The following is a 20,912-nucleotide window of genomic DNA, read 5'->3' on the forward strand; positions in this document are numbered from 1 at the left end:
TATAAACGAACTCTTTTAGGAGGCCTCGTCATGGCACCTCGCGTTCTCGTCTCTGATGAATTGTCAGAAACCGCCGTCCAGATCTTCCGCGATCGCGGCGTTGAAGTGGATTTCCAGCCGCAGCTCGGCAAGGATAAGGACAAACTGGCTGAAATCATCGGTAATTACGATGGTCTGGCCATCCGTTCGGCCACCAAGGCCACGGAAAAGCTGATTGCTGCCGCCACCAATCTGAAAGTGATTGGCCGCGCTGGTATCGGCGTCGATAACGTTGATATTCCGGCTGCCTCGCGCCGTGGTATCATTGTGATGAACACGCCGTTCGGCAACTCCATCACCACCGCTGAACACGCCATTGCGCTGATGTTTGCCGTTGCCCGCCAGCTTCCCGCAGCTGACGCCTCCACACAGGCTGGCAAGTGGGAAAAGTCGAAGTTCATGGGTGTTGAAATCACCGGCAAGGTGCTGGGTGTGATCGGCGCTGGCAACATCGGCGGTATCGTCTGCAAGAAGGCCATCGGTCTGGGCATGCATGTCATCGCTTACGACCCCTTCCTGTCGGCGGAACGGGCGCAGGAAATGGGCGTGAAGAAGGTTGAGCTGGACGAGCTGCTGGCCCAGGCCGATTTCATCACCCTGCACGTGCCGATGACCGATAAGACCCGGGGCATTCTCGGCAAGGAAAATCTTGCCAAGACCAAGCCCGGCGTTCGCATCATCAACTGCGCCCGTGGTGGTCTGGTGGATGAGGCCGCTTTGGCCGAAGCCATCAAGTCCGGTCATGTTGCCGGTGCTGGTTTCGACGTGTTCGAAGTTGAGCCTGCCAAGGAAAGCCCGCTGTTTGGCCTGCCAAACGTGGTTTGCACCCCGCATCTGGGCGCATCCACCACCGAAGCACAGGAAAATGTTGCTCTTCAGGTGGCCGAGCAGATGTCGGATTACCTCGTCAACGGCGCGGTTTCCAACGCCATCAACATGCCATCGATCACTGCGGAAGAAGCACCGCTTTTGAAGCCGTTCATTCGGTTGGCTGATGTTCTCGGCGCTTTTGTCGGTCAGGTCACCGATGGTGCGATCAAGGAAATCGAAATCCTCTATGATGGCCAGACGGCCACCATGAACACCAAGGCGCTGACGTCTGCCCTACTGGCAGGCTTGATCCGGGCGCAGGTTTCGGATGTCAACATGGTGTCGGCGCCGATCATGATCAAGGAAAAGGGCATCGTGCTGTCTGAAGTCAAGCGTGACAAGACCGGCGTTTACGACGGTTACATCAAGCTGACCGTGACCACCGAAAAGCAGACTCGCTCGATTGCTGGCACCGTGTTCTCGGATGGCAAGCCACGCTTCATCCAGATCAAGGGCATCAATCTCGACGCCGATGTCGGTCCGCACATGATCTACATCTCCAACACCGACGTTCCCGGCATGATCGGCTTCATGGGCACCACGCTCGGCAATGCTGGCGTCAACATCGCCAACTTCCAGCTGGGCCGCGAAAAGGAATCCGGCGACGCGATTGCGCTGCTCTATGTCGATGGCCCGGTCGAACAGGCTGTTCTCGATCAGCTGACCGCCAATGCGGCGATCAAGCAGGCTCGGCTTCTGACGTTTGCGGTCGAATAAGCCACTTGTCTCTATAAGGCCGTGCACCATATGTGTGCATGGCCTTATATAAATCGGTTATGATTTGAAGCGTAGTCGTCGTCAGCATTCAACCCGCTGCACGGTATGCAGTGTGTTCTGATAACGCGCGTTGAACTGGTTTGTTTGCAGCCGCGCTACCCGGCTCTCTGATGGCCTTGCGGCGGTTTAGCTTGAAACCTTGCACAAGGTGAGCCAGGTTCTGGGCTTCATCTGCAAGCGAGTTGCTCAGGGCCGAAGCCTCTTCTGCCATGGTGGCGTTTTGCTGTGTCATCTGATCGATATTATCAACTGCGATGGTCACTTGTTTGAGGCCAATGGCTTGCTCACTGGCACCCTTCGCGATCGCATCGACATTGACATCGATCTCAGTGACATATTGCTCGATCTGGGTCAGGGATGAGCCGGTTTCCGCAACCAGCTTGACACCCTCGTTGACCTCCTCAGCAGACTTGTTGATCAGCGTTTTGATCTCCTTGGCCGCCTTCGCCGACCTTTGTGCCAGTTCGCGGACTTCAGAAGCGACAACGGCAAATCCGCGTCCGGCCTCTCCGGCGCGCGCGGCTTCAACCCCGGCATTCAAAGCAAGCAGATTGGTCTGGAAAGCGATTTCGTCGATGACGCCGATGATTTGCCCAATCTCGTTCGAAGCGTTTTCGATGCGCTGCATTGCACAAATCGCCTTGCCGACAACGGCGGTGGATGTTGTCGTACATTTGCGGGCATCGCCAACCAACGAACGTGTATCCTGCGCATTTTCTGCTGCCGCCAGAATGGTTGCACTGATCTGCGCCAGGGTTGCCGATGTTTCTTCAAGCGCTGCGGATTGCTGTTCGGTGCGCTTGGACATGCTCGACGCTGCGGACTGCATTTCGCCGCTGCTGGTTTGTATCGTCACAGTACAGCTTAGGACATTTTCAAGAACGCTTTGGAACGATGCCAGAGAGCTGTTGAAATCGGTTCTGATTGTTTCAAAAGTGTCGATGAAAGGCTCGTCAATCGTCATGCGGATGTTGCAATCCGCCAGCCGGTTCAGGCCAGCTCCCAGTTTTTCCACCACGACCATGAGTTCCGCCGTGCGCTGCTCGTCCTGACGTTTTCTCTCGCGTTGTTCGGCGAGATCCTTGTCTGCCTTTGCTTGCCTTTCGATTTCTGCCGTGCGCAACAAAATCGCGTTCTTTCTAAAGCCAGCAACAGCAGTGGCAATGCGGCCCAGAGTGTCCTTTCGATCAACGAACGGCACATCTGCCTGCAGATTGCCGTCGGCGACCTCCATGATGGCTGCGGTCAATTCATGGGCAGGGATAACGAAGCGCCTTGAGGCAAACACACTGGCTGCAATGGCAGCGAGTGTGAGCAATGCCACAAAACCGAGAGCCAAATTCTGCTGTGAAGATACCGCAGAAATTTCCGCATGGTTCAACAGTTTATCGTTGGAGACACCCCGCCATAGATACCATGCACCTTGCGGGTCAGGAAATGTCAGCTGTAGAACTTCAGAATAGGTCAATGTTGGATCAGGCTTACCCTGGGCGACCGATGTCCTGGACAATTCCGCTTGCCCGGGTTTTGAAGCATTCACAAAAGAGCCGTAAGCGATGTTGACCAGCGAGGCGTCGCTGCTTGGTAGATATTTTTCGAGAACCCGCAGACGAACAATGGCTGACACCACACCCTTAAACGCTCCGGATTGGTCGAAATAGGGAACGGAGAACACCATGCCCTGCCGATCATATTCAACGAGTGTACGGTTAAAATCCGTATTGTCACAAGTCTTGACAATCGGTCCGGCGATAATCGGCACTTCAAGGTCTTTGAACGTGTCTACGGTTGGGTACCGTTGACGAAAAAAGGCAATTTGTTTGGTGAGCAACGCATATTCTTCATCTTCGATTTCGGGTTGTTCGTTTGTTGCTTTGCTTGAACTCTCGTCCTTGGCAGCGTCCTCTGCATTCCCCGTTATCATCTCGTCAAACATCAGGGCGGGGGCTTCCTGCTCTTTGGTGACCGGGTCCAGCTTCTCAGGATTAAAGCTTTCTGGGGTGAAATAAATTTCCGAGACCGCAACATTGCTCCAGAGATTGTTGTAGATTTGCTGGATCGTTGCTTTCGCGGATGGTCCCAAATTGGTTGCGTGACGATCCATGCTTTTCACGTCGGGCAGAAACGAGAGCGTTCTGATGTTCTGGTAAATCTGGGCGAGAGCGTTGTCCAAATCCTTTTTGTAGATCAGGGTTTGCTCTTGCTCATCGCGACGCACGTCTTCTAATGCCCTGTTATATTCCTCTCGGGTGAAGTGAACGATTCCTGCACCCGCAAGGATCGCTATGGCAATGATGACGCAAACGGATCGCAACAGGAAATTGGTAGGCCTTTTTATTGACAGTTGTTTTTCCGTTGCATCGCGGTTTTTTGCCGAAGTCATGTGTGTCACGGTGATCGCTCCCGAACAGGGCTATTTTGGCTAACAATACAAATACATAAATTAAGCACGTGTTAAATTAGATGATAATTTTGGAGTAAAGCATAAGAGGATCAATGGTTTAATTTCAAAAAGGCAGTCACATAGTTTTCTTTGGTAAAATTGCTTTATTTTTATATTCTATCATGGGTTGTGTTGATGGGTTTTGATTGGATTTGATAACCGTCAATGTGTCGCATGGCGGCTTGTCGCATTGATCTCATGTGCATCTGTTCTATTTTGAATTGAGGTCGTTTCCGTCATGCCTGTTGCTGCCGGGTCCGGTTCCATTGAAGAGGTGCGCTGCCATGTTCGATCAATTCGATGCCGTTCTTCTCGCGCGGATACAGTTTGCCTTCACGGTTTCCTTCCACATTATCTTTCCAGCCTTCTCCATCGGGCTGGCCAGCTATCTGGCCGTCCTGAACGGCTTGTACCTCTGGACCAAAAAACAGGTCTATTTCGAGCTGTTCAATTTCTGGAAGACGATCTTTGCCGTCGCCTTCGGCATGGGCGTGGTATCAGGCATCGTGATGTCCTATCAGTTCGGCACCAATTGGTCGGTGTTTTCGGACAAGGCCGGGCCGGTGATCGGTCCGCTGATGGGCTATGAGGTGTTGACGGCATTCTTTCTGGAAGCGGGCTTCCTTGGCGTCATGCTGTTCGGTCTGCAACGGGTCGGGCCAAAGCTGCATTTCTTCGCCACCTGCATGGTGGCTTTCGGCACGCTGATTTCGGCTACCTGGATTCTCGCTGTGAATTCCTGGATGCAAACGCCTGCCGGGTTCGGCATGAACGATAAAGGTCAGTTCATTCCGCTCGACTGGTGGGCGGTGATCTTCAACCCATCCTTCCCCTATCGCCTCGTGCATATGGTGCTGGCCGCCTATCTCACCACGGCGCTGGTGGTGGGTGCGGTGGGTGCCTGGCATTTACTGCGCAAGACCGCGCCGCGCCGGGCTGGCAAGATGTTTTCGATGGCAATGGGCATGGTCGCCGTGGTTGCGCCAATCCAGATCCTCGCCGGTGATGCCCACGGGCTGAATACGCTGGAACACCAGCCGGTGAAGATCATGGCCATGGAAGGTCATTATGACAGCCATCCCGATGGCGCGCCGCTCATCCTGTTCGGCATTCCCAATCCCGCCGAAAAACGGGTGGATTATGCCGTCGAGATTCCAAAACTCTCCAGCCTGATCCTCAAGCACGACCTCAATGCGCCAATGGCCGGGCTGGATACGGTGCCGGATGAGTTGGAGCCGCCGGTCGCGGTGATTTTCTGGTCGTTCCGCGTCATGGTTGGCCTAGGCTTTGCCATGCTGGGGCTGGGTCTGTGGAGCCTGTGGGCGCGCTATCGCCGCACACTCTATAGCAGTGACTGGCTGCATCGCGCTGCTTTTGCCATGGGACCCGCGGGCTTCATCGCGGTTTTGAGCGGCTGGATCACCACCGAGGTGGGGCGTCAGCCCTATACGATCTATGGTCATTTGCTGACGGCGCAGTCCCATTCGCCAATTGCCGCGCCTGCGGTGGCGACATCGCTGATCGCCTTCATCGTCGTCTATTTCTTCGTGTTCGGGGCAGGGACCTTCTACATTCTTCGGTTGATGGCGCGGCTGCCACGCGATCCGACGCCGGAAATCGGCGATGCACCGCTGCGCAGCGCCGGGATCACGCCGGGTCCTGCTCACCACACCCAAGGCAAAGGAGGCTCTCATGCCCTTTGATTATGCGTTCCTCTGGGCCGCGATCATCGCCTTTGCGGTGCTGGCCTATGTCATCCTCGACGGTTTCGATCTGGGCGTCGGCCTGTTGTTTCCGTTCTTCAAGAGTGAGCATGACCGTGACCAGATGATGAACTCGGTGGCGCCCGTCTGGGATGGCAACGAGACCTGGCTGGTACTGGGCGGCGGTGGTTTGATGGCGGTGTTCCCGCTGGCCTATGCCACCATCCTGCCAGCGCTTTACATGCCGATCATTCTGATGCTGCTTGGCCTGATCTTTCGCGGCGTGGCCTTCGAATACCGCTGGCGCACGCGGCGCTGGAAGGGCGTTTGGGATGTTGGCTTTACTGGCGGTTCGCTGGTGGCTGGCTTTTCGCAAGGCGTGGCGCTGGGCGCTTTGGTACAGGGCATTCCGGTCGTTGACCGCGCCTATGCCGGTGGCTGGTGGGACTGGCTGACACCGTTTTCGATTGCGACAGGCGTTGCCCTGGTGTTCGGCTACACGCTACTGGGCGCCACCTGGCTGGTGTTCAAGACGGTCGGGCCGCTGCGCGCCCAGGCACAACGCTACGCACTTGCCGCCGCCGTGCTGACGGTTGGGGCGATGGGCGTGTTCAGCCTGTGGACGCCGTGGTTGAAGCCGCATTATCTCGACCGCTGGTTCACCTTTCCGACGGCGGTGTTTTCCGTCATCGTGCCGGTGCTGGTGCTTGGCTGCCTCTATTTGGTGTTCAAGGGCCTGCGCGACGGTAACGACTGGCTGCCCTTCGTCGCGTCGCTTGCACTGTTCGTGCTTGGCTATGTCGGTATCGGCATCAGTTTCTATCCCTATATCGTGCCCACCTCGGTGACGATCTGGGAAGCGGCGGCGCCCGACACCAGCCTGAAATTCCTATTGGTCGGGGCGGCTATCCTTGTGCCGATCATTCTGATCTATACGACCTATGCCTACTGGGTTTTCAGAGGCAAGATCGATCCGGAAGAAGGGTATCATTGATGGCGCAAGACATTGGGACAGAACCGAAATCCTTGAAACAGAAGATCCTGTGGTTTGCGATTTTCTGGATTGTCGGTGTGGCAGTGGTTGGCGCAATCGCGGCTTCCATCCGGCTGGTGCTGATGCAGGCATAAGGGTGGGCCGTTTTTTGCGGTCCGGCCCTTAACATCGGACAAGTCCATCGCCATATGGGCAAGGAAGGCTCATTTGGGCAGGACAGCCCGAAAGGGCGAAGGTTGGAGAGAGGACGTCATGGGAAGAGCATGCAGGATCATCGGCATCGTGGCAATCGGAGTGGCAGTAACCCTGTCAGCGGTCGATTTCGCGGAGGCCCGCCGGGCCGGAAGCTCCAGCAGCTTTGGTAGCCGTGGTGAGCGCACCTTTAGCGCCCCGCCTGCCACCAGCACGGCCCCAACGACCGCAGCGCCCATTCAGCGCAGCATGACACCGAATAACGGTGCGACAACGCCTGGCATGCAGCAGCCCGCTTCGCGCGGCCTGTTTGGCGGCATGGCCGGTGGTTTGATGGGCGGCCTTTTGATGGGTGGTCTGTTCGGAATGTTGCTCGGCGGCGGCTTCGGCGGTGCGGCTGGCATGTTCGGCATGTTGTTCCAGCTCTTGCTGATTGGCGGCTTGATCATGCTGGCCATGCGGTTCTTCAACCGTAATCGCACGGCCTCGTCCTATGCCGGTCCGGCCGCGCGCAATGACATGTCGCAGCCGGGGAATGCTTCCCAAGGTTCGTCTGGCGGTTTCGGTGGCTTCTCCATCCCCAAAATGGGATCTGGCGCGGCACTCGGTGCCACTCGCCCGGCCGTTTCCAAGGCTGGTAGCGATGATGTGGGCATCGGCCCGAAGGATCTGGAGATTTTCGAGAGCCTGCTGAAAGACATGCAGAAGGCCTATGCGGAAGAAGATTATTCGGCGCTGCGCCGGATCACAACGCCGGAAGCCATGTCCTACCTCGCCGAAGAGCTTGGTGAACACGCGACCAAGGGCGTCAAGAACGAGGTTCGTGATGTCCATCTTCTGCAGGGTGACCTAGCCGAAGCCTGGCGCGAAGGCACTGTTGATTATGCCACGGTCGCCATGCGCTATGAAGCTATCGATGTGATGCGTGACCGTGCCACCGGCGCTGTGGTGGATGGTGATCCCGATCATCCGCAGCAGTCGGTGGAAGTCTGGACCTTCGTGCGCCGCCCCGGTTCGGGCTGGAGCATCTCGGCAATCCAGTCGGCTTGATACGACCGGACCAACAGCAAAATCCAAGAGTCATGAGAGCCTCCGATCGCAAGATCGGGGGTTTTTTCATGAGCCGTATTTGTGCGTCCGGCTCTCCATTCATACCAAGGCTATGACATGCTGACACATCTTCGAGACTTGGTATTAAAGGATCGTGGCGGTTCCGATTGACAGTACACGACGCTCTCGTTTTTACCCGTGGCTTACCTCTCTGGCTTGCTAGCGTTCGTCATGTAAAACGATTCACTGGATCGTTTCATCGGCTTTGCTAACCACCCCTTACCCCCTCATGGGGGAGATCGGTAAAAAGCACATACGGCATATCTTTTTAGCGACTGAATATGCTGGAAATAACAAGGTTTCTGTAGGGTAAGTGGTTTCCACATATCGATCTCCCCCCTGAGGGAGAGATGCCCGGCAGGGTAGAGGGGGTAAGCGGCATATAAAAACGTTTGTGTCGTGTTACTATTTCACCCGCATTGCGGCCCCGAACGTATTTTCTTCAGAACACTTGCGGATGTAACACCAAGCCTCACGGGCAGCGGCGCAGCTGCTGCTCGTAAACGGCGGTGATGGCGGCAAAGCGCTTGGCACCGGCCAAGGCCTCAGGGCGGGCGCGGTAAGCGCCTCGGCGATAGCCGTCCTGGCCGGAATGGTAGGCCAGATAGATGTTGTAGGGGCTGCTGAAGGGGATGCCGTTGCGCAGGTGGCTCTGGTAGTGATACCAGCCGATGAAGCGCACGGCGTCGCCGAAATTGGTGCGCCGGGCAAGGTAACGACCGGTTTCACGCTGATAGCGGTCCCAGGTACCATCAAGAGCCTGCGAATAGCCATAGGCCGTCGAGACGCGCTTCCATGGAATGAAGCCGAGAATGTAGCGTCTGGGTGGCCGGGCGCGGGCGCGGAAGCTGGATTCGGTATAGATGGTCGCCAACAGGATCGGCACCGGAACACCGTATTCGCGCTCCACCGAACGGGCAGCGCGCTTCCAGTTTTCAAAGGCACCATCCTTTTGCTCGAAGATCGCGCAGGCGTTGCGGATCTGGCTGGGCGGCCGGGCGCAGCTTGCCAAAGCCAGCAAGAGGGCGATGATGAGGATTCTACGCATTACAATCATACCTCTTCTATCACCCCTCATTGTATTCGCTAAAATTTAACGAAAAGTTTTCATTTTATTTACCGGTGATAGCCATGGGTTTTGGCCTGCAACCATTGCTGTTGCAGCATGAGACCGTCGGTCTCTTCTCTTTAATATTTCGTTAACACTTCGATCACTAAAGCTTGCGGCAACAACCACGCTGCCCGTCTTGCAGACGGTGCAAGGACGCTGCACAAAACGACCGGGCCGGATTATTTCGCCTTAAATCAATCCTGATTTAAGAAATGATGCGGTAGGATGGGTTTGACGAGGTAAACGGCTATGAAAACCACAGATGACCAATGTCCCGGCAAGGGTAGTGTCCGTGCCGCAAACCGAAGCTTGCGACGGATCGGAACGCTCCTGTCGATGCTTGGCGTCGCCTTGGCGGCGTCTTCCTGCGTGGCTGGTATCGATCCCAACTCAACAGGATCGATTTCCAAGAAGAAGCCGCTGGCGGCAAACACACAGGCTGTGGAAAAGGGGGCGCCCGAAGTGGCGATGCTAAAGCTTTCCGGCCTTTCGGTGCCGGTTACCGGCAATCGTCATCGCATCGAGTCGACCTCGGCTTTCCAGACCCTGCTTTACCCGACGACCGGCACGCTTGGTGAAAACAGCCTGGCAATCGAGATCGGGCTTGCCGACAGCGACCGTTTTCGCCAGATGGCGATGACCAATGAAGCGCCAGCGTCGATCAAGAAACTGTTTCCCGGAGTCAAAATGGTGCCCGACACCGCCATTCATCAGAACGGCTATGGGCAATTCGGGGTTGCCACTGGCACGCTCGGCAAGAGCGGCGGCGCATGCGTCTATGCCTGGCAGGCGGTGAAGGACCCGCGCGCCTTCAAGACCGCGGTCAGCCTGTCCGATAAATCCGAACTGGAATTGCCGGTGCGGGTCACGCTTCGCTATTGCGACGCCAAGGCGAGGCCGGAACAGTTGGCCGATCTGATGCGGACGCTGTCGATCCGCTCGGTTACCAGCCGTAACCTCGATCTTTTGAGATAAGAGGGTCGGCTATGTTTACCCATTGCCGACTCCCCAGCACAAATCTGAATTAAGTGTTTCGAAATTGCCGCAAGACGCAATGCCGTCTTGCGGCAACCTGATCTTGATCAGTGCAGGTTCTCGGCTTCTTCTGGAGTGTCGGCGCCTTCCACGGCCAGCGGCTGCTGAGGTCCGGGCAGCTTGTGGGCTACGCCGTCCACACGCACCTCGTTATTCTCGACAGTCACCGTGCTGTCTTTCCAGACCAGATAAGAGCCTTTTCGTCCGTTGGACTCGATGAATAGGACGAAGCCTCGGTCATCCGAACGTCCCCAGCTATCTTTCCCGCGCGGGGCGATGTCATAAGAGCTTGTCGATCCCCCTGTACCCCAATGATTGATCGATGCCTTGATATTGAAATTGGAGGAGTTGAATACGGTAATAGCCATTGATAGCTCCTTGAAAAACAACGATTTTTGTTGCGAGAGCAGTGATAATCCAAATTGCGATTCACAATCAATGAGAGAAATCAATTGACCCAAATTTCGCCGATAAGGCGAGTTTTGTTTGCCTCTAGACGAGATAGATATCCTCGCTAAGACCCTCCCATTACCCTCTTATGCCAGTACGCTCGGCAGACTGAACGTACTGGCATGATGTCTGACCTTACCAGCTCTTCGAAATCTTCAACGTTAAGGTCCGGCCTTCGCCGTAGCCGCAGGTCAGCGTACCCTGGCAACCGGAGACATATTGCTTGTCGAACAGGTTGGTGACGGTCAGTGCCGCGCCCCAGTCGTCTTTCTTGTAGCGAATGGCGGCATCGAACAGCACGGCATCAGGCACTTTTTTGGTATTGGCGTAATCGGCCCAGCTTTCGCCCTGATAGCGAATGCCGCCGCCCAGGCTGAAGCCTTCGAGTTTTCCGGCCAGAACCGTGGTTGGGATCGCGTAATCCAGCCAGGCGGATGCCAGCATTTTGGGCACGAGATAGGGTGAATTGCCGATCAACGAGCTATCGGCGTGTTCGAGAATCTCCAGATCCTGATAGGTGAAGGAGGCCAGCGCCTTCCAATCGGCATTCAGCTCCACCTTGCCTTCCAGTTCGAAGCCGCGCGAGCGCACCTCGCCGATCTGGGTGGAGAGAAAGGTGAGCGGATCGGTCACGGTCCAGTTCTTCTTGTCAATCTGGAAGACCGAGGCGGTGATCATGCCCGGAAAGAAGCTTGGCTCATATTTGATACCGGCTTCATACTGCTCGCCTTTTTCCGCCTTCAGTGGATCGCCCTGGGTCACGCCGATCTGCGGATTGAAGAAGCTGGCGACACTGACATAGGGCGTCAAGCCATTGTCGAATTGATAGGCGAGACCCGCCCGGCCGCTGGCCGCACTTTCATTGCTGTCATAGTCGGCATTGCTGGCGGTACGGTCGTTGGACGTGGTGTAGACATAGTCGTAACGGCCATTCAGCGTGGCGATAAAGCCGCCGCCGAAATGGATCTGGTCCTGCACATAGCCGCCGATCTGGTTCTGGCGCAGGATCTGGTTGAGATAGACCGAATTGGCGGGCTGGGTCGTGCCGTAGACCGGATCGGTGGCACTGATCGGCGTGTCGGTGGTGCTGGCCTGCACCTGATCGAGCTGGTAGAATTTGTAATCGACGCCCAGCGTTACGTCATGCTTCAGCGCGCCAGTCTCGACCTCGCCGTTCAGATGGTTGTCGATGGCGAAGGAATTGACTTCGGTATGGTGGTTGAAGCCAAGCCGTGTCAGGTAGGCATCGCTGCTTGTCGGTTCAGAAAGATAATTGCTGCCGGTGGCCGGGTCGTAATACCCATAGGTATAGGGCGTGTTCTCGGCCTTGTTGAGGTAGGAATAGCGGGCGGTTTGCGAAAACGTCCAGCCGTTTTCAAGCTCGTGGCTGAAATCCGTACCCACCATGGTCTGGCGTGAATAGCTGTAGTCGCTGCCCGGCTCACCATAATAGGCATCCCGGTCGATCCGCCCGAAGGAGGCTTTTTCCACGGTGCCGACATAAGGGAAGAAGCCATTGGTGCCGGAGGTCTGGTCGAGATAGGAATAATAGGCATAGACATTCAGCTTGGTGCCATCATCCGGAGCCCAAGTGATTTGCGGCATGATCACGCCACGGAAATCATGGGCGTAATCGGCAGCCTTGTCGCCACCGGCGATCTTGCCGGTCACTCGGTAGCTGACATCGCTGTCCTTGATCGTATCGCCGGTATCGAAGGTCAGGAAGGCATTGCCATAATTGTTGATGCCGATTTCGGTGGTGAGAAATTTTTCGCCCGTCGGACGCTTACCGACCATATTGATGAGCCCGCCCGGATTGGAGCCGCCATAGAGAACCGAGGCCGGGCCTTTCAGCACTTCCACCCGCTCTAGCACGACAGGGTCCACCAGAAACCCACCGAAGCCATAGCTCCACAGGTTCAACCCGTCGAGGAAGCTGCCGGTCTGGGTGGCCTCGAAGCCACGTATATACATCCAGTTGGTGTCGCCATCGGCCCCGAACGGTTGGGTGTAGACGCCGGACGTATAGCGCAGCGCCTCATCAACCTTGTTGGTGACGCCGCGATCCGCCATTTCGGCGGTGCCGATCACCGAGACCGATTGCGGCACTTGCGTGATCGGCGTATCGGATTTGGAGCCTGTCGAGGTACGCTTGGCCACATAGCCATCAACCGGGCCGGTCGCGGTTTCGCTTTTGCCTTCGACGGTGATGGTTGACAATTGCGTGGTGGCGTCCTGCGCATGGACGAGGCCCGGCAGGCATAGCGCTTGCAGGGCAATCCCGGCCATCAGGGCGGCGCGATGCCGGTTTGAGCGATCCTGCCCTTTTGTTTTCCGTGCCTGAACCAATGCCGTCCCCATATCATCACCTTATTGCCGATGCCCCAGCCGGGCATGAATTTCAAATGATGACTAATTAATTCATGTATTTTTGTCGTGCTTGTCGCAAGCATGGACGGCTTGAACGGATTTGGGCAAACCGTGTCCCGCCGCACAGAATTTTAAGGGGTATTGCACCGCGATTGCGGAACCGGGCAGGGCGACTTTCCCAGCCACCTCACCCATCCACCTCAATTGAGCCGGACTCGCCGCCATTCGGACGGGGACAGGCCGACGGCGCGGCGAAAGCTGCGGGCAAAATGGGCGGCATCGGCAAAGCCGGTTTCCGCCGCGATCACCGTCAGCGGCACGGCGGGGTCGCGCAGCCGTTGCTTGACCGTTTCAATCCGCGCCTTCATTTGCCATTGATGCGGTGACAGGCCGGTTGATGCCTTGAAGGCGTGGCTGAAATAGGTGGGTGACAGGCCCGCCAGCCCGGCCAGCTCCTCCAGCCGGATGGTGCGCAGGCAATGGGCCTCGATGAAATCGCAAACCCGGCGGAGCTGCCAGGCGGCCAGCTTGCTGCGTTTGCGGTGGGGCAGTTGGCGCGCAGGTGTGGGGCGAATGTTCAGCACGTCGATCAGCAGCGCGCTGACCAGGCCATCGCCATAGAGATCGTGCAGGGGATGCGGATTGGCGACATCGGCGGCGATCAGTTCGGCGAGCGCCAGCAACCGTGGATCATCAAGCAAGTAGCGCGGCTGGTGCAAAGCTGCCAGCCCGGCATCCTCGCCTAACCGGTGCCGCAAGATATCAGCATCGAAATGCAGATCCAGATGCCGCAGGCTTTTGACGCCGGTGATCGCAGTCGATAGTTCCAACCCGGCGGGAATGAAATGGGCTGCCCTGGCCATCGCGCCTGAAATCCGCTTGCCACCGCCTTCAGCCATGCTGAGGTCGGCCCCATCCTCGCCTGCGGCGTCCAAAAGAATGAACAAGCGCGGATCGCTGCTGACATAATGCCCACCCGCGTCTCTTTGGCAATCCACCGACCAGAGATCGGCGACCATGCCGTTCCAATAGCGCCGGTGCAGGCCGGAGGCGACGGACAGTCCGTCGATCTTGCTGGTCATGCGGGGCAGGTAGGACATGGGCCAATCCGGGACAAGTGACGTGCGGGCGCTGGCAGCGCGCCGCGCAAGGTGATGGACAAAACAGAGTTGAAAACACCCTTGCGAAGCGGCAAGACTGTGTATAGTTGATTTTTATTATCATGTTTTATCCGCCCAGTTCAAGCTTGGTGGGGTCAAGCTGAGTGGCACTGTGTATTAGAGGATCTTTGATGGCGAGCGAACATCGCAAAATCTTGGCCGCAGGCGAGCCGGAGATGATTTTCGAAACGCAGGCGCTTGGTTTCACCGTCGATGGCCGGGCGTTGTTGCGGGACGTGTCGATCGGTTTCCGTAAGGGTGAGATTTCCGGTCTTGTCGGCCATAACGGTTCGGGTAAATCCACATTGCTGAAGCTTCTCGCCCGCCAGCAAAGCCTGACATCCGGGACGATCCAGTTTGCCGGGGCGGATGCCGGCGCGCTTGGCGCGCGCGATTTTGCCCGCAAGGTTGCCTATCTTCCACAGGACGTCACGGCGGCGCATGGCATGACGGTATGCGAACTGGTCGCCTGCGGGCGCTATCCCTGGCATGGCGCGCTTGGCCGGTTTACCGAGGCGGACAAGGCCAAGGTGGAGGAGGCGCTGGATCTCACCCATATCCTGCCGATGGCGGACCGCATGGTGGATACGCTGTCGGGCGGCGAGCGCCAGCGGGCCTGGATCGCCATGCTGGTGGCGCAAGACAGCGAATGCCTGCTGCTGGATGAGCCGACCTCGGCGCTGGACATCGCCCATCAGATGGACGTGCTGGCGCTGGTGCGCCGCCTGTCGCAGGAAAAGGGCTTGAGCGTCATCATCGTCCTGCATGACATCAACATGGCCAGCCGTTTCTGCGACCGGCTTTATGCGCTGAAGGCCGGGCAGTTGATTGCCGAAGGCTCCCCCACGGCTTTGATGACCCGTGAGACGCTGAACGCCATCTACGGCGTCGATATGGACGTCACCCGCCATCCAGGTTTGGAGATCCCGCTCGCCTATGTCTGCTGATCCTTTCCTACCGCTCAGCCGCCGCCATCTTTTGGCCGGGGGTGTGAGCCTGTTCATGGCGTCTGCTGCTCGGGCCGAGAGTGGTCCACCTTCCCGTGTTGTCTGCCTGGATTACGGCCTTGCCTCGACCCTGCTGGCCTTTGGGGTCACGCCGCTGGCAGTGGCGTCGCTGGCCGATTGGGACAAATGGGTGGAAGAGCCACGCATGCCTGACGGCGTGATCGATCTCGGCTCGTCCTGGGAGGTCAATTTCGAATTGCTGATCGCCCTGAAGCCCGACCTGATCCTGTCTACCGCCTTTAACGACCCGCTGAAGCCGCGGCTGGAGGCCTTGGCACCGCTGTTTCGCGCCAGCGTCTATGCGCCTGACACCACCGATATCCTGGCCGCCTCTTACAGTGCGACGCGGGATCTCGGCAAGGTGATGCGACTGGAGGCAAGGGCCGAGGCTTTTCTGGCCGAAGCCGATGCGTTTTTTGATGCCTGCCGCGCTCGCCTTGCCCGGCTGAATGCGCCGCCGGTGGCGCTGGTCAATTTCATGGATGCCCGCCATGTGCGGGTCTATACGGCGCCCGGCCTTTATCACGATGTCCTCCAGCGGCTGGGCCTCACCAATGCCTGGCAAAAGCCCGGCAATTACTGGGGCTTTGAGCTGATCGGCATCGAGACCCTGGCGACGATCACCGATCCGCGCGCCCGGCTGATCGCTTTCGAGCCTGTTCCCGCCGATGTCATGCCGGTGCTGGCAAAAAGCCCGCTCTGGCAGGCCTTGCCGATGGCAAAGCCGGAGCGCTTCGCCGTCCTGCCCTCAACCCTGATGTTCGGGATGGTGGTGGAAGCCATGCGCTTCGCGCGCCTGCTGACTGATGACCTGGACAGTCAAGCATGAATATTCCGTTCTCTTCCAGACCATCCTATCGAGGTCCGCTCCTCGTCACCCTGCTGCTTGCCGGTCTTGGGGGCCTGATGGCATGGCATGGCATCGCACCGGTGCTGGCGCGGCCTGAAAGTGCCGGTTATGACATTGATTATGCCGTGCTTTACAATGCCACCCTGCCGCGTTTGGCGATGGCGTTCATCTGCGGGGGCGCGCTGTCCTTGTCGGGCGCGCTGTTCCAGCAGGTGCTGCGCAATCCGCTGGCCTCGCCGACCACGCTTGGGGTTTCTGCCGGAGCTAATCTCGCCATCGTCCTGGCGCTGCTGCTGTCGCCCGGCCTGCTGGGTTTTGGCCGCGATATGGTGGCACTGGCCGGCAGTGCCATTGCGGCGGGCCTGGTGCTGCTGATGGGTTTGCGGCGTGGCTTTTCACCGTTTTCGCTGGTTATGGCCGGGTTGGTGGTCAGCCTGTGGTGCGGGGCGCTGTCGAGCGTGCTGGTGCTGCTCAATGAGCGCTATCTGGTCAGCCTGTTCATCTGGGGGGCCGGGTCGCTCGCCCAGCAAAGCTGGGTTCCGGCGCTCACCCTTCTGCCCAAGGTCGGGCTGGTGGCCGTCGCCGCTGCCCTGTTGCTGCGGCCGCTTACTCTCGTCGAACTGGGGGAGGCGGGGGCCTCGGCGCTTGGCGTCAAGACCGGCCATCTGAGGGCGGCGGCTATTGCGCTTGCGGTGCTGCTGGCGGCTTTCGTCACCAGCGCGGTCGGGGTTATCGGCTTTATCGGGCTTGTGGCACCAACGCTTGCCCGGCTGACCGGCGCGCGGCGCTCCGGCGCACTTTTGGTGTGGTCCACACTGATCGGCGCGGCCTTGCTATTCTTTGCCGATAGCGCATTGCTGCTGCTTGCCGACCAATTCAGCGACATGTTGCCGACCGGAGCTGTCACTGCGTTGTTCGGTTCGCCGCTGCTGCTGGTGCTGCTGCCGCTGTTGAAAACCCGGCATCGGATCATGGTCGAGCGGGTGCCGAAGCCTCGGCACCTTGCCTCGACCCGGACGGTGTTGATCGTGGGGCTGATCGGTGGCGTGATGCTGATCGCCATGGCGCTGCTGTTCGGGCGCAGTACCGTCGGCGATTGGGCTTTTCTGTCCCCCTCGCTTTACAGCGAAATTCTGCTTGTGCGCTTTCCCCGCGTGTTGGCCGCATTTGCTTCTGGCGCCATGCTGGCGGTGGCCGGGTTGATCCTGCAACGGCTGACCGGCAATGAAATGGCCAGCCCAGAAGTGCTGGGCATCAGCGCCGGAGCAACCTTCGGGGTCACGGTAGCGGTATTCTTTCTGGCGGCGCCAAGTCTTGGCACCCAGCTCGGTTTTGCCGCAGTGGGCTCGCTGACCGTGCTGGCAGTGATTTTCCTGTTTGCCGCCCGGACCGGTTTTGCGCCGGAGCGGGTGCTGCTGGCGGGCATTGCGCTGAGCGCCATGGTCGATGCCGTTGTCGGTGTGCTGGCGGCCAGCGGCGATCCCCGCGCCACCTTCCTGATGCGCTGGATGAGCGGCTCGACCTATAATGTCACGATGACGAGTGCCATCACGGTGACGGTCATCGCCGTGGCTCTGGTGGTGATTGTCGCTTTGTTGCGCCGCTGGCTGGATCTGTTGCCGCTGGGTCCCTCTGCTGCGGGCGCACTCGGCGTGCCGCTCGCAATGGCTCGGCTTTTGCTGCTGCTGTTGGCAGGCGCGCTCAGCGGCGCGGCTACCCTGACGGTCGGCCCCTTGAGCTTCGTCGGCCTGATGGCCCCGCATCTGGCCCGCGAGGCGGGATTGCTGCGTGCCGGGCCGCAACTGACCGGTGCGGTGCTGATCGGCGGCGTGCTGATGATGATGGCCGATTGGCTTGGCCGGACCCTGGTCCACCCTTACGAAATCGCCGCAGGCCTGGTCTCCGCGCTGATCGGCGCGCCGGTGCTGATCCTGCTGATGCGCCGGAGGGCGTGAAGGGCTTTGCCTGTCCTCCCGTTTCCAGGCATGATTTGCGCGTTGCGATGATGACGGGGAACGGAGAAAGCCCATGCATAAGGGATCATGTCTTTGCGGCGCTGTTCGCTTTCAAGTGAACGGTGATTTACCGCCACCGGATGCTTGCCATTGTTCTAAATGCCGCAAGCATTCTGGCCATTATTTTGCTTCGACCGATGTGCCAAAAGACAAAATAGAGATCGATGGCAGCGAGACTATCAGCTGGTATCAGTCCTCGGAAAAAGTCAGGCGCGGCTTTTGCTCAGTCTGCGGAACGTCGCTGTTCTTCGATCCGCCAGCAAGAGACTGGATCGCCGTTGCCATGGGCGCTTTCGATGGTCCCACCCAGACGCGGCTCAAAATGCATATCTTCGTTGCCGACAAGGGTGACTATTACGATATCGCTGACGGTTTGCCGCAGAACGAGCAATAGAGTATCGAGGTGAAAATCCGCATCGTTAAATTCAATTTATCATATTGTTTTAATTATATTTATTTTCAAATCAAATCTTGATTTTCGGTCCAATGGCTAACCAGCCTTGCGGCAGGTGCAAAAACCGGCGACTTCTTTCGAAGCCGCCGGTCCAGTTGATTTGCGTTCTGATGACTGCGTACCCGTTACCAGGTATATTTCAGCGTCCCCAGCACCGTGCGGCGGTCGCCGTAGTAGGAGCTGCCGTAATAGGTGGTGGTGACGTATTTCTTGTCGAACAGGTTCTTGGCATTGATCGCGAAGGTGACGTTTTCGGTCACCTTGTAGCTCGCCATGGCATCGACCACGGTATAGGCATCGACCTTCACGGTATTGGCCGAATCGCCGTAGCTGGAGCCGACATAACGGACACCGCCGCCCAGCGTCAGGTCGCCGCGCCAGCCATTGCCGGGAATGGTATAATCGACCCAGGCCGAGGCGGTATTTCTCGGAACGCGCTCGGGGCGGTTGCCGGCATCGCCGCCGGTACCGTCTTCCTTGATCTCTGCATCCCAATAGGAATAGGCAAGCGTCATGCTCCAGCGGTCGTTGAGCGCCACCTTGCCCTCCACTTCCACGCCGCGCACCCCGACCTTGCCGATCTGGCGCTGTAGTATGGGGGTGACGTTGGAGGGAACATTGGTTTGGGTTATGTCGAACAGGGCGACTGTGAACATGGCGTCGAAACTGTCGGGCTTGTATTTCAAGCCGATTTCATACTGTTCGCCTTCCTGCGGCTTCAAGGAGCCTTCAACGGAATAGCCATTGGCGGTCGGGGTCACCAGCGGCTGGAAGGACGTGGAATAATTGGCATAGGCAGCAAGTTCCGGTGTGATCTTGTAGCTCAAGCCGATCCGCTTGGTGAAGGCTTCCGACGTGTTATTGTCGCTCGTGCCGGTATAGAGATAGTCGGCTTCGGTATTGACGTAATCATAGCGCCCGCCCAGCGTCAGAATCCAGCGGTCATCCAGCGTCAGCTGTTCCTGGGCGTAGACGCCGAGTGCCTTCTGCTTGACCTTCCAATCGAGATAGGGATCGAGAGACACGCAGGAGCGACCGCAATACACCGGATTGTTGATGTCGATGCCCGGGGCCGAGCCATAGCCAATAACTTCATGGGTGCTGTCATAGGCATAGTCAACACCCAGCAAAGTCTTGCTGTCGAGGCGAGCCGTGCTGGTGTCATATTCCAGTTGATTGTCGATGGCGAAGCGATCCGCCACGCCGTCCACGGCATAGGCTTCCCGATTGACGCTCGAATCTGTGCTGGCGCCATAGACTGTCTCATAATCCAGGTCCACATGCGAGTAGCGGGCATTCTGCCGGAAGGTCAGACCCTCGGTGATCTCGTGGCGGAACTCGTAGCCGACATCCTTCTGGATCGTGTCGAACTTGTTGAAGTCCGGCTCGCCGTAGAACCGGGTTGTATCGACGTCGAGACCGGCTGGGAAGCCCAGGGCCGGCGTGGTGTCGCGCTTGTTGTAGTCGGTCAGGAAGGTCAGCGAGGTGCTCTCGTCCGGGCTGATGGTCAGGGCCGGAGCGATGTAGATCCGGTCGTCGTTGGAATAATCCGAGCCCAGGTCGGCGTTCTGCCATTTGGCGGTAATCCGGTAGGTGAAGACCCCGTCCTTGTCGATCGGGCCGCCGAAATCCGTGCCGGTTTCGATATGGTTGTCGCCGAAGGTGGTATAGACCTCGGCATGGAACGTGTCGGTCGGATGCTTGGTGACGGCATTGATCATCCCGCCCGGACCGTTGAGGCCGAACAAGGTGGAGGTCGAGCCTTTCAGCACTTCCACGCGTTCCAGGCCGTAGGGTTCGGTGCGGGCTGCGGTAAACCAGGCGGGAATGCGCGCACTCAGGCCATCGCGATAGATGCCGAGCGTCGTCGTGTCGAAGCCGCGAATACGGTAATAGTCGTAGCGATCGTCGGAGCCGAATTCATCGACGACCACACCGGACGTATAGGCGACGGCAGCCTGCATGTCGCTGACGCCGCGCGTTTCCATTTCCTTCAGGGTGACAACGGAGACGGCCTGGGGAATGTCGATGATCGGTGTATCGGTCTTGCTGCCGACAGTCGTCTCCTTGGCGACGATATTGGCATCCGGGCCGGTGGCCGAGGATTTGCCCTGAACGGTAATGGTCGAGAGTTCCGTTTCCTTCTCTTGCGACCAGGCTTGCGAGGCGGCGGCAATCAGCGCCAGGCCGGCAATACTGCCCAGCAGCAATTGTCCATGTCTGGACATCATCCGGTCCGCAGGCTGCGCGCGTCCACCGGCCCCCTTCGTCATTTTCGTCATACTCCGCCTTCCTTCATGCTGTCGGCGTGAGGAGATATCCCGTCTCCGTC

16 protein-coding genes are annotated in these 20,912 nt (G+C 58.1%); 10 read left to right on the top strand and 6 right to left on the bottom strand.

The genetic code is table 11. The annotated features are described in order from the left end of the window. Positions 1 to 30: 30 nt before the first annotated feature. Positions 31 to 1,626, top strand: a complete 1,596-nt coding sequence (gene serA / locus H1Y61_RS05520) for a phosphoglycerate dehydrogenase (protein WP_071205096.1) — start codon at positions 31 to 33, stop codon at positions 1,624 to 1,626. Positions 1,627 to 1,714: 88 nt separating this feature from the next. On the opposite strand, the gene H1Y61_RS05525 is transcribed toward serA, so the two are convergent. Next, on the bottom strand, positions 1,715 to 4,069 hold the full coding sequence (locus tag H1Y61_RS05525) for a methyl-accepting chemotaxis protein (protein WP_235680879.1): 2,355 nt from the start codon (positions 4,067 to 4,069) through the stop codon (positions 1,715 to 1,717). Positions 4,070 to 4,413: 344 nt separating this feature from the next. Here H1Y61_RS05525 and H1Y61_RS05530 point away from each other — a divergent pair, with 344 nt between their 5' ends. The 4 genes from H1Y61_RS05530 to H1Y61_RS05545 all read left to right on the top strand — a co-directional run bounded on the left by H1Y61_RS05530 (position 4,414) and on the right by H1Y61_RS05545 (position 8,068). Beyond that, entirely contained in the window at positions 4,414 to 5,832 is a 1,419-nt protein-coding gene (locus H1Y61_RS05530; protein WP_180573959.1) for a cytochrome ubiquinol oxidase subunit I, read from the top strand. After that, a complete protein-coding gene (gene cydB, locus H1Y61_RS05535) occupies positions 5,822 to 6,826 on the top strand; it encodes a cytochrome d ubiquinol oxidase subunit II (protein ID WP_180573960.1) in 1,005 nt (334 codons plus the stop codon). The genes H1Y61_RS05530 and cydB overlap by 11 nt, the downstream gene beginning before the upstream one ends. Then, positions 6,826 to 6,960 carry a DUF2474 domain-containing protein gene (locus H1Y61_RS05540; protein WP_180573961.1) on the top strand — a complete coding sequence of 45 codons (135 nt, stop codon included), beginning with the start codon at positions 6,826 to 6,828 and terminating at the stop codon, positions 6,958 to 6,960. Before cydB ends, H1Y61_RS05540 begins: the two co-directional genes overlap by 1 nt. A gap of 118 nt (positions 6,961 to 7,078) precedes the next feature. Then, the gene (locus H1Y61_RS05545; RefSeq protein ID WP_180573962.1) at positions 7,079 to 8,068 is read left to right on the top strand and encodes a Tim44 domain-containing protein; all 990 of its coding nucleotides are present in this window, start codon (positions 7,079 to 7,081) and stop codon (positions 8,066 to 8,068) included. Positions 8,069 to 8,600: 532 nt separating this feature from the next. On the opposite strand, the gene H1Y61_RS05550 is transcribed toward H1Y61_RS05545, so the two are convergent. Continuing rightward, positions 8,601 to 9,176: a transglycosylase SLT domain-containing protein gene (locus tag H1Y61_RS05550; protein ID WP_041697036.1), complete on the bottom strand. Its 576-nt coding sequence runs from the start codon at positions 9,174 to 9,176 to the stop codon at positions 8,601 to 8,603. 312 nt (positions 9,177 to 9,488) lie between these two features. Here H1Y61_RS05550 and bcsN point away from each other — a divergent pair, with 312 nt between their 5' ends. Then, positions 9,489 to 10,214, top strand: a complete 726-nt coding sequence (gene bcsN / locus H1Y61_RS05555; RefSeq protein ID WP_174111595.1) for a cellulose biosynthesis protein BcsN — start codon at positions 9,489 to 9,491, stop codon at positions 10,212 to 10,214. A 107-nt stretch (positions 10,215 to 10,321) separates the two neighbouring features. Here bcsN and H1Y61_RS05560 read toward each other — a convergent pair whose 3' ends face one another. The 3 genes from H1Y61_RS05560 to H1Y61_RS05570 all read right to left on the bottom strand — a co-directional run bounded on the left by H1Y61_RS05560 (position 10,322) and on the right by H1Y61_RS05570 (position 14,194). Continuing rightward, positions 10,322 to 10,642, bottom strand: coding sequence for a hypothetical protein (locus tag H1Y61_RS05560; RefSeq protein WP_174111594.1), 321 nt, complete (start codon positions 10,640 to 10,642; stop codon positions 10,322 to 10,324). A 217-nt stretch (positions 10,643 to 10,859) separates the two neighbouring features. After that, positions 10,860 to 13,085, bottom strand: a complete 2,226-nt coding sequence (locus H1Y61_RS05565; RefSeq protein WP_409363959.1) for a TonB-dependent siderophore receptor — start codon at positions 13,083 to 13,085, stop codon at positions 10,860 to 10,862. A 209-nt stretch (positions 13,086 to 13,294) separates the two neighbouring features. Beyond that, positions 13,295 to 14,194 carry a helix-turn-helix transcriptional regulator gene (locus H1Y61_RS05570; protein WP_174111593.1) on the bottom strand — a complete coding sequence of 300 codons (900 nt, stop codon included), beginning with the start codon at positions 14,192 to 14,194 and terminating at the stop codon, positions 13,295 to 13,297. A 191-nt stretch (positions 14,195 to 14,385) separates the two neighbouring features. Between H1Y61_RS05570 and H1Y61_RS05575 the strand changes: the two genes are divergently transcribed. From H1Y61_RS05575 to H1Y61_RS05590, 4 genes are all read left to right on the top strand, one after another. Next, positions 14,386 to 15,201, top strand: a complete 816-nt coding sequence (locus tag H1Y61_RS05575) for an ATP-binding cassette domain-containing protein (protein ID WP_180573963.1) — start codon at positions 14,386 to 14,388, stop codon at positions 15,199 to 15,201. Next, positions 15,191 to 16,090 carry an ABC transporter substrate-binding protein gene (locus H1Y61_RS05580; protein ID WP_235680836.1) on the top strand — a complete coding sequence of 300 codons (900 nt, stop codon included), beginning with the start codon at positions 15,191 to 15,193 and terminating at the stop codon, positions 16,088 to 16,090. The genes H1Y61_RS05575 and H1Y61_RS05580 overlap by 11 nt, the downstream gene beginning before the upstream one ends. Then, entirely contained in the window at positions 16,087 to 18,066 is a 1,980-nt protein-coding gene (gene fhuB, locus H1Y61_RS05585) for a Fe(3+)-hydroxamate ABC transporter permease FhuB (RefSeq protein ID WP_180573964.1), read from the top strand. The genes H1Y61_RS05580 and fhuB overlap by 4 nt, the downstream gene beginning before the upstream one ends. A gap of 73 nt (positions 18,067 to 18,139) precedes the next feature. Continuing rightward, positions 18,140 to 18,520: a GFA family protein gene (locus H1Y61_RS05590; protein WP_180573965.1), complete on the top strand. Its 381-nt coding sequence runs from the start codon at positions 18,140 to 18,142 to the stop codon at positions 18,518 to 18,520. Between the two features lie 185 nt (positions 18,521 to 18,705). Here H1Y61_RS05590 and H1Y61_RS05595 read toward each other — a convergent pair whose 3' ends face one another. Then, positions 18,706 to 20,853, bottom strand: coding sequence for a TonB-dependent siderophore receptor (locus H1Y61_RS05595; RefSeq protein WP_409363970.1), 2,148 nt, complete (start codon positions 20,851 to 20,853; stop codon positions 18,706 to 18,708). Positions 20,854 to 20,912: the final 59 nt, after the last annotated feature.

The sequence above is a fragment of the Agrobacterium vitis genome (assembly GCF_013426735.1).
In the GTDB taxonomy this organism is placed as follows: Bacteria; Pseudomonadota; Alphaproteobacteria; order Rhizobiales; family Rhizobiaceae; genus Allorhizobium; species Allorhizobium vitis_D.

What these genes read in the sequence shown, in the direction of transcription:
- serA (WP_071205096.1), top strand. Translation starts at nt 31, where the DNA reads ATGGCACCTCGCGTTCTCGTCTCTGATGAATTGTCAGAAACCGCCGTC.
- H1Y61_RS05525 (WP_235680879.1), bottom strand. Translation starts at nt 4,069, where the DNA reads ATGACTTCGGCAAAAAACCGCGATGCAACGGAAAAACAACTGTCAATA.
- H1Y61_RS05530 (WP_180573959.1), top strand. Translation starts at nt 4,414, where the DNA reads ATGTTCGATCAATTCGATGCCGTTCTTCTCGCGCGGATACAGTTTGCC.
- cydB (WP_180573960.1), top strand. Translation starts at nt 5,822, where the DNA reads ATGCCCTTTGATTATGCGTTCCTCTGGGCCGCGATCATCGCCTTTGCG.
- H1Y61_RS05540 (WP_180573961.1), top strand. Translation starts at nt 6,826, where the DNA reads ATGGCGCAAGACATTGGGACAGAACCGAAATCCTTGAAACAGAAGATC.
- H1Y61_RS05545 (WP_180573962.1), top strand. Translation starts at nt 7,079, where the DNA reads ATGGGAAGAGCATGCAGGATCATCGGCATCGTGGCAATCGGAGTGGCA.
- H1Y61_RS05550 (WP_041697036.1), bottom strand. Translation starts at nt 9,176, where the DNA reads ATGCGTAGAATCCTCATCATCGCCCTCTTGCTGGCTTTGGCAAGCTGC.
- bcsN (WP_174111595.1), top strand. Translation starts at nt 9,489, where the DNA reads ATGAAAACCACAGATGACCAATGTCCCGGCAAGGGTAGTGTCCGTGCC.
- H1Y61_RS05560 (WP_174111594.1), bottom strand. Translation starts at nt 10,642, where the DNA reads ATGGCTATTACCGTATTCAACTCCTCCAATTTCAATATCAAGGCATCG.
- H1Y61_RS05565 (WP_409363959.1), bottom strand. Translation starts at nt 13,085, where the DNA reads ATGGGGACGGCATTGGTTCAGGCACGGAAAACAAAAGGGCAGGATCGC.
- H1Y61_RS05570 (WP_174111593.1), bottom strand. Translation starts at nt 14,194, where the DNA reads ATGTCCTACCTGCCCCGCATGACCAGCAAGATCGACGGACTGTCCGTC.
- H1Y61_RS05575 (WP_180573963.1), top strand. Translation starts at nt 14,386, where the DNA reads ATGGCGAGCGAACATCGCAAAATCTTGGCCGCAGGCGAGCCGGAGATG.
- H1Y61_RS05580 (WP_235680836.1), top strand. Translation starts at nt 15,191, where the DNA reads ATGTCTGCTGATCCTTTCCTACCGCTCAGCCGCCGCCATCTTTTGGCC.
- fhuB (WP_180573964.1), top strand. Translation starts at nt 16,087, where the DNA reads ATGAATATTCCGTTCTCTTCCAGACCATCCTATCGAGGTCCGCTCCTC.
- H1Y61_RS05590 (WP_180573965.1), top strand. Translation starts at nt 18,140, where the DNA reads ATGCATAAGGGATCATGTCTTTGCGGCGCTGTTCGCTTTCAAGTGAAC.
- H1Y61_RS05595 (WP_409363970.1), bottom strand. Translation starts at nt 20,853, where the DNA reads ATGACGAAGGGGGCCGGTGGACGCGCGCAGCCTGCGGACCGGATGATG.